6 protein-coding genes are annotated in these 5509 nt (G+C 70.1%); 2 read left to right on the top strand and 4 right to left on the bottom strand.

Going from position 1 to position 5509, the window contains the following annotated elements; all coding sequences use genetic code 11:
- The 3 genes from ACFWGJ_RS41305 to ACFWGJ_RS41295 all read right to left on the bottom strand — a co-directional run.
- Window positions 1-191: DUF2637 domain-containing protein (locus ACFWGJ_RS41305; protein ID WP_387324993.1), on the bottom strand; the 191-nt coding region annotated here is incomplete at its 3' end.
- 184 nt (window positions 192-375) lie between these two features.
- Window positions 376-1260, bottom strand: coding sequence for a DUF3558 family protein (locus tag ACFWGJ_RS41300; protein WP_387334108.1), 885 nt, complete (start codon window positions 1258-1260; stop codon window positions 376-378).
- Window positions 1261-1409: 149 nt separating this feature from the next.
- Window positions 1410-2276: a DUF3558 domain-containing protein gene (locus ACFWGJ_RS41295; RefSeq protein WP_387334109.1), complete on the bottom strand. Its 867-nt coding sequence runs from the start codon at window positions 2274-2276 to the stop codon at window positions 1410-1412.
- A gap of 206 nt (window positions 2277-2482) precedes the next feature.
- Here ACFWGJ_RS41295 and ACFWGJ_RS41290 point away from each other — a divergent pair, with 206 nt between their 5' ends.
- Window positions 2483-3676 carry an RtcB family protein gene (locus ACFWGJ_RS41290; RefSeq protein WP_387334107.1) on the top strand — a complete coding sequence of 398 codons (1194 nt, stop codon included), beginning with the start codon at window positions 2483-2485 and terminating at the stop codon, window positions 3674-3676.
- A gap of 148 nt (window positions 3677-3824) precedes the next feature.
- Here the strand turns inward: ACFWGJ_RS41290 and ACFWGJ_RS41285 are convergent, their stop codons facing one another.
- Window positions 3825-4619, bottom strand: a complete 795-nt coding sequence (locus ACFWGJ_RS41285) for an SDR family NAD(P)-dependent oxidoreductase (protein ID WP_387334105.1) — start codon at window positions 4617-4619, stop codon at window positions 3825-3827.
- 194 nt (window positions 4620-4813) lie between these two features.
- Here ACFWGJ_RS41285 and ACFWGJ_RS41280 point away from each other — a divergent pair, with 194 nt between their 5' ends.
- Complete coding sequence (locus ACFWGJ_RS41280) at window positions 4814-5293, top strand: hypothetical protein (protein ID WP_387334104.1); 480 nt, start codon at window positions 4814-4816, stop codon at window positions 5291-5293.
- The last annotated feature ends 216 nt before the right edge of the window (window positions 5294-5509 follow it).

Here is a 5509-nt window from a genome sequence, read left to right as displayed (position 1 = left end):
AGGACGCATATGCCCGCGTCGATGCCGATCGGGAACACGTAGCTGAAGTTCCCGAAGCCCTTCTCCAGGGCCAGTTCACGCACCGCGGCGTAGGAACCGGCGAAGCCGATCGCCGCGATGACGACCGCTCCGAAGACCACCACACCGATGAGGATCTTGTGCGTCTTGGTGAGCTGCATAGGCGCGGCCACCCGTACTCCCCTCCCCTTACGACCTGTTGCGCGCAACAGAGTGGCACATGTGTACGGGGTGCGGATGCCCGGTACGGGTGGAGCCCGGCCTCCGTGGGGGCCGGGCTCCACCAAATGTCCTGGTAGGGCTGCGAGTGGGAGGGCGGTCGAACTGGACGCCGCGCTTCCCGGCTCGGGCCCGGTGTCAGTCCTTCTTGGTGGCGGACTTGCTGGGGCTCGCGCTGTCGTCGGAGCCGCCGCCGAGGTCCGAACCCTTGCCGGAACTCTTGCTCGCGGACTTGCTCGGGGACGCGCTCGCGCCGGAGCCGGACCCGGATGTGGCCCCGCTGTTGCCGCCGTTGGCGGCCACGACCGCCTGGACGGCCTCCTTCGCGGCCTTCTGCGCCGACTTCGTCAGATCGGCCGCCTTCGGGGAGTCGTTGCCCGCGAGGCCCGCGCCGTTGTAGTCGACCGTCACGACGACGTTCTCCACGCGCGTCACGAGCGTCTGCTGCCGGAAGGTGCCTTCCTTCTTCTTCAGGTCGTACGTCACCAGCGTCGCCTCGTTGCCCGTGCCGGACACCGGCTGCGACTTGGTGTTCTTCGCGTCCTCGACCGCACGCGCGTCCTCGGCGTGCTTCGTGTAGTACTCGGAGGCCAGCTTCTCGCCCGTGCCGCGGGTCTGGTCCGACTCGAAGCGCAGGAGCGACACGTTCAGCCAGCGGAACTGCGAGCCGTCCACGCCCTTGTTGTCCAGGCTGTCCCAGGAGCAGTTGCCGCGGGTGCTGATGTCCTCGGACTTGCCTTCCTTGCCGGACTTGGTGCCCTCCGGGACGAGTTCCTTCAGCGTCTTCGACGAGAACACCTTGCACGGCTCGGGAAGCTTCGCGTACGTCGCCTCCTTCACCACCGCCGCCGCCTTTGTGGCGGAGGACGACGCCGAGGAGCCGGCATCCTTCTTCGCGTCGTCGCCGGAGCCGTCGCCGGAGTCCGAGGAGCAGCCGGAGGCGACGAGCATCACCGGGAGGACGGCCGCCCCGACGAGGACGCGGGTGAGTCGCTGACGGTGTCGCTGTTCGGATCGGTGCATGGTTCCTTCACTCAAGACGCTCGGGTGTGCGTGCGGACGGCCGCGTTCTTCGCCTGACCGCACTCGGTCGGGTCCGAGGGGCCACGGTAGCCCGAACGGGACATGTGCGGCTCAGGTTCCGCCGAGGCCGAAACCCCCGCCGACCGTCCCTAATCGCTGAACGACTCGGCGAGCTGACCCGCCAGTTTCCGCGCCCTGTCCTGCATGTCCTTGCTGCTCGGGACGTCCGTCGTGGTCGCCGGCTGCTCGTCGTACTGGATCGTCACGACCACGTTGGACGTGCGGAACACCACAGTCACCGTGCGCTGCTTGGAGTCGTTCAGCGCGTCGTCGAGGAACGCGGTGTTGCCCAGATCGTCGAGCGTGCGGGGCTGCAGGGCGCTCGGCGTTGAGCCCGGGACGCCGCTGGCGGAGGGGTCCGCGTCCGCGGCGGAACTGCTGTCGTCGCCGCTTTCGGCGTCGTCCGGCGTGCCGGACGCGTCCGCACCGGCCGTCGACCCGGCGTCCGGGTCGGACGACCCCGACGGGTCAGGTGCCCCGGACGAGGAGGAGGCCGACGCGGCCGGTACCGGCAGGTCCGCCGCCAGCTCCTTCTTCGCGTAGATCTCCTCGGCGCGGTCGTCGTCGCTGACCGTGTTGTCGTACGAGACCACCCGCTCGAAATCCACCAGCAGATGGTCCGTCGCGGTCGCCGACTCCGCCTTCCAGCGGCAGCCGACCTTCCGGTCCGTGTCGTACGTGACCGTCGCCGTGCCCTCGTAGGCCTTCTCGCGCTGCTCCTCGTCCGTGAGCTGCTCGATGCCCGGCAGCAGCGAGTCCAGGGTGCTGTGCGACACCGCGCCGCAGGGCTCGGGGAGGGTGCGGTACTTGCCGGGCTGTGCCGCGGCGGCCGTCGACGTCGTGCCGCCCGGCTTCGGGTCGTCCTGGCCGCCGCCGTCCGGCGATCCGCCGGTGCAGCCGGCCAGCACGACCGCGAGGAGCGCGGCGACGCCGGGTACGTACGCCTTCCGCTGCACGGTGGGGCTCCTCTCGACGGGTCGATCGACTGTGCTCACGACCAGGGTGTCCTGTGGTTATTCGGTTGCCGCACGGGGGTGGGCCCTGGAGACAATGTGTATCGCACGCACTGCCGTGGACGCCGGTCCGTTGTCCCAAACGTTGGCCTTGGCGCCGGTTTTGCGATTTAAGACTTCTGTTGGTTTTGCGGGGGAATGAGGACGATATGTCGTACGTGGAGATGCCGGGCGCGAAGGTTCCGATCCGTATGTGGGCGGACCCGGCGTCGGTGGAGGAAGGGGCGATGCAGCAGCTGCGCAACGTCTCGACGCTTCCCTGGATCAAGGGCCTGGCCGTGATGCCGGACGTGCACTACGGGAAGGGCGCGACGGTCGGATCGGTCATCGCGATGCGGGGTGCGGTGTGTCCGGCGGCGGTCGGGGTGGACATCGGCTGCGGCATGTCCGCGGTCAAGACGTCCCTGACGGCCAACGATCTGCCGGGCGACCTGTCCCACCTGCGGTCGAAGGTGGAGCAGGCGATTCCGGTCGGGCGGGGCATGCATGACAGCCCGGTCGACCCCGGCGGCTTCCACGGTCTCGCCACCCGCGGGTGGGACGACTTCTGGGGGCGGTTCGACGGGGTCGCGGAGGCGGTGAAGTTCCGTCAGGGGCGGGCCACCAAGCAGATGGGCACGCTCGGCGGCGGAAACCATTTCTGGGAGTTCTGCCTCGACACGGACGACTCGGTCTGGATCATGCTGCATTCCGGTTCCCGGAACATCGGCAAGGAACTCGCGGAGCATCACATCGGAATCGCGCAGAAGCTCTCGCACAATCAGGGGCTGATCGACCGCGACCTCGCCGTGTTCATCGCGGACACCCCGCAGATGGCGGCGTACCGGCACGATCTGTTCTGGGCGCAGGAGTACGCGAAGCACAATCGCGCGATCATGATGGCGATCTCCAAGGACGTCGTGCGCCGGGAGTTCAAGAAGGCGAAGGTCACCTTCGAGCCGGAGATCTCGTGCCACCACAACTACGTGAGCGAGGAGCGGTACGAGGGCATGGACCTGCTGGTCACCCGCAAGGGCGCCATCCGCGCGGGCTCCGGCGAGTACGGCATCATCCCCGGCTCGATGGGCGCCGGTTCGTACATCGTGAAGGGTCTCGGCAACGAGAAGGCGTTCAACTCCGCCTCGCACGGCGCGGGCCGGCGGATGAGCCGTAATGCGGCCAAGCGCCGATTCACGGTCAAGGACCTGGAGGAGCAGACGCGGGGCGTGGAGTGCCGTAAGGACTCCGGCGTCGTGGACGAGATCCCGGCCGCGTACAAGCCGATCGAGCAGGTCATCGACCAGCAGCGGGATCTGGTCGAGGTGGTGGCGAAGCTGAAGCAGGTCGTGTGCGTGAAGGGCTGACGAAGGGGTGACCGCGGGCTGACGGATCCATGCCGTGTGGATTCACGTGGCGCGACATCCGTGCCGTATGAATTCATGCGGCACGGATGTCTTTTCGCGGCGTGCGTTCCGGGCGGGCCCGGCGTCCGGCGCTACAGCTCCCGGTGGACTACAGCTCCCGGTGGACCTTCGTGTTGGAGGCCTGGGCGCGGGGGCGCACCACCAGCAGGTCGATGTTGACGTGCGAGGGGCGCGTGACCGTCCACGTGATCGTCTCGGCGACGTCCTCGGCGGTGAGGGGCTCCGCCACCCCCGCGTAGACCTTCGCCGCCTTCTCGGTGTCGCCGCCGAAGCGCGTCAGCGCGAACTCGTCGGTCATGACCATGCCCGGGGCGATCTCGATGACCCGGACCGGGGTCCCGACGATCTCCAGGCGGAGGGTCTCGGCGAGGACGTGCTCGGCGTGCTTGGCCGCCACGTAGCCGGCGCCGCCCTCGTACGTGCCGTGGCCCGCGGTCGAGGAGACGACGACCACCGTGCCGTCGCCGGACGCGGTCAGCGCCGGGAGGAGGGCCTGGGTGACGTTCAGCGTGCCGATGACGTTCGTCTCGTACATCTGGCGCCACTCCGCGGGATCGCCGGACGCGACCGGGTCGGCGCCGAGCGCGCCGCCCGCGTTGTTGACCAGGACGCCGATCTTCTTGAAGGCCGTCGCGAACTCGTCGACCGCCGCGCGGTCGGTGACGTCCAGCGCGTACGCCATCGCCTCACCGCCCGCCGCGCCGATCTCCTCCGCGAGCGCCTCGATACGGTCCTTGCGGCGGGCCGTGAGAACCACCCGGTAGCCCGCGGCCGCCAGCTGCCGGGCCGTCGCGGCACCGATCCCGCTGCTCGCGCCGGTGACGACGGCGATACGGGACGCGGCGGCGGGCGCGGTGGACGCGGCGGATGCGGGGGCGGTCATGGGTGCTCCTCGGCGGAGGGGGCGGGCGGTGCGGACTGCGGCCGCCGCTCGCTCGTACGGTCGATTGCTCTCCCGGCCAGGATAAGGCGGGCCCGCCGGGCGGACAGGCGTCTCACCTGATGGGCGGCGCCTGGGGGGCGGCCGGGGTGGCATACATGCGTTGACCTGGCGGGCCGACGCGGAGGACATGGGACATGCGGAAACTTTGTGGGCGGGCGGTAGTGGCCGTGGTGGCGGCGGCCGTCGTCGTGGCTGCGGGTGGTGCGGCCGGCGCGCGGGCGGGCGGTGCGCCCGAGGCCGATCTCGCCTTTCACGGGCGGCTGTGGATGGACGGCGGACGGGTCGAACTGCGGATGACTCCGCAGAACCACGGGCCCGTCGGGGTCGACGACGCGACGGTACGGCTGCGCTGGTCGGCGCCGCTCGCGGACGAGCAGCGGTTGCCCGCGGGCTGTGCGCGGGCGGGGGCGCGGGTGGTGCTGTGCCGGACGGGGGCGTTGCCGGCGGAGGGGTGGGGGCGGACGTTGACCTTGGCGGTACGGCTTCGGGGGGAGCCGTCGGAGGTGACGCTCGGGGTGGACACGGTGTGGGGTGGTGGGGCGGTGGATCGTAATCATCGGAATGACCGGCAGGAGGTGTTGGTGCTGGACACGGGGGACAGCTACGTCTTTTAGGACTTGCTGTCCTTGTCTCACCTGCTTGGCCCGGTGGGGGCCGGGTGCGCCGTTCCCCGCGCCCCTTGGGGGCCCCGTCTCGGTCGTCCGGCTGCGGGCGGGTGGGGGCGAGCCGCGCAGTTCCCCGCGCCCCTGAGCCCCGATGGTCTGGTGCGGCCCGGCGGGGGCCGTTCGCGCAGTTCCCCGCGCCCCTGGGGGGGTGGGGGTGTGCGCCAG

The organism is Streptomyces sp. NPDC060205 (assembly GCF_042728395.1).
Classification (GTDB): domain Bacteria; phylum Actinomycetota; class Actinomycetes; order Streptomycetales; family Streptomycetaceae; genus Streptomyces.
The sequence above is the reverse complement of the archived record's forward strand: the minus strand, read 5'-3'. Positions and strand labels throughout refer to the sequence as shown.